This is a genomic window from Nostoc flagelliforme FACHB-838 (assembly GCF_014698065.1).
Lineage (GTDB): Bacteria > Cyanobacteriota > Cyanobacteriia > Cyanobacteriales > Nostocaceae > Nostoc > Nostoc flagelliforme_B.
In genome coordinates, this window is record NZ_JACJSI010000690.1 from 1 (window position 1) to 1,823 (window position 1,823).

3 protein-coding genes are annotated in these 1,823 nt (G+C 40.8%); 1 reads left to right on the top strand and 2 read right to left on the bottom strand.

The window, feature by feature from the left end:
- A partial coding sequence (locus tag H6G97_RS50755; RefSeq protein ID WP_242056208.1) for a Coq4 family protein occupies positions 1–434 on the bottom strand: 434 nt, incomplete at its 3' end.
- 98 nt (positions 435–532) lie between these two features.
- Here H6G97_RS50755 and H6G97_RS50760 point away from each other — a divergent pair.
- Entirely contained in the window at positions 533–1,165 is a 633-nt protein-coding gene (locus H6G97_RS50760) for a TetR/AcrR family transcriptional regulator (RefSeq protein WP_190947737.1), read from the top strand.
- Here the strand turns inward: H6G97_RS50760 and H6G97_RS50765 are convergent.
- Positions 1,162–1,422 (bottom strand): hypothetical protein, encoded by a 261-nt coding sequence (locus tag H6G97_RS50765; RefSeq protein ID WP_242056209.1) that lies wholly within the window; start codon positions 1,420–1,422, stop codon positions 1,162–1,164. The two genes, H6G97_RS50760 and H6G97_RS50765, sit on opposite strands and share 4 nt — an antisense overlap.
- Between the last annotated feature and the right edge of the window lie 401 nt (positions 1,423–1,823).

Below are 1,823 nucleotides of genomic sequence, written 5' to 3' on the forward strand. Positions count from 1 at the left end.
TGAAGTTGTGCCAAATAAAAAGCTTGTAAGCCAATTTCTCCAATTTCACTTGTATCAAATCCGGTTATGATGTGCCAAATATCATGGGTCTGCCGCCAGCGATTTTCTATGTAGCTGCTGTCAGAATTGCTCTTTATTTCTGGCTCTAGCGTTTTAAAGCTTAACTGTTTCATGTGGCTAGCATAGGTGTAGCCCAAGGAATCTGGAGGATATTGTAGTAGAGCTTCTAAATCATGTGTAGGAGCAATATAGCGTTCTGCCAAGATATCTGCTACTTCTGGAATTGTTTTCATACTTGCAACCGCTAGTTGAAAAGCACAACTATCGAGTAGACTATCGCTCAATTCCCAAACAAGTTTTAGATTACCCTTTTCATCTAACAAAAGCATGACGAAAGCTTTTATCCCTTTGAGTGTCGGAACAATGGATGGCATGATATGACCTGTTAATTATCAAATTGACCACAAACATGAACAATGCTCATTTTTAATATATGAACATTGTTCATGTTTGTCAATGATAATCTTGAAGGATGACAAAAGAACTTCACAAAGCCTCAACCATGCGACGCCAACCCAAGCAGGCACGTAGCCAAGAACGAGTTCATCACATTTTGGATGTGGCAGAGCAGCTTTTTATCGAATTTGGTTATGAGCAAACCACTACAAGAGCTATCGCCACACGTGCAGCCATTCCAGTTGGCTCGTTATACCAATTTTTTCCACACAAAGAGGCACTTGTCCGGGCGCTTGCCAATCGCTATTTTGAACAGGAATATCAAATTTTCGTACAACTTCATACAGAGCTGGCAAAGGCTGATATTGCTACTTACGTTGAGCGCATGGTAAATGCGTTTGAAGATTTTGCACAGCAGAATCCTGGTTATCGAGCAGTATTAGGACAGTTAATCGACTTGATGACCCTTACTGATGCCAGTAAGTTTAACGAATATGACCAACAGATATTAGTTGAACTAGCTGATTTCTTTTCACGGCGAAATCCTCAACTCGATGCCACTCAATCTCGACTGATTGCGACAACCGTAGTCAAAGTCTCTAATGAACTGCTGTGGCTTTCGTTCACGCGTGAGCCACTTGAGCGCAAACAACTAGTGAAGGAAACCAAAACCTTGATTACTGCCTACTTGCAAACATATCAAATTTAACTATCTTGAACATCTCCAATACTTGCTTCCGCCTTTGTGATAGATGCTTTTGCCTCTATGAAACCCAAAAGTTCTTCTTCAAACGCATTCAAATACGGGCGTTTCAACTCCACCAGATGCTTCAGCACAGCACTTGGGGGATCTTTCAAGTTCTCGTTTTCCCGTAATCTACTGATGCGTAGGCATAGCCCGCCGTAGGCATCGCTCAGAGACTGCATCTGCTGACATTCCGGCTCCAGGTAATTCAGTGGTTTCAAGTGGTCAATTTTAACGGTGTACTGCCCATACCAGAAAAAAGATTAGCTAGTAGTATTTATGTAACATGCTAAAACCACATAATACCTTTATTGGCATTGCTTCTTTGTTGCATTACTCTCTAATTTCTGACTCCAGAACCTTCAACAATTTCTCTTCTAAAAAGTCAGTTTTTGTGGAGCTATTGTTAATGAGCGTTGTATTAGCCAATACCAGTTTTCCGTACTCAGTTTCCGGACGGAGGTAGAAGCAAAATAGAACCGTAGCGGGAGTAAACAGCCGCAAATCATAAGTTTCATAAAGAATAGTCTTGGCAATTTCTTTAAATTACTAGTCAATCCTTCGGCTGGAGAAATTGTCTATCTTTCTAAACAATCAGGAGTTTAATTATGAAGCCAGGACA

Bases quoted from the DNA above. Each gene is read 5' to 3' on its own strand.
- H6G97_RS50760 (WP_190947737.1), top strand. From the start codon at position 533: ATGACAAAAGAACTTCACAAAGCCTCAACCATGCGACGCCAACCCAAG.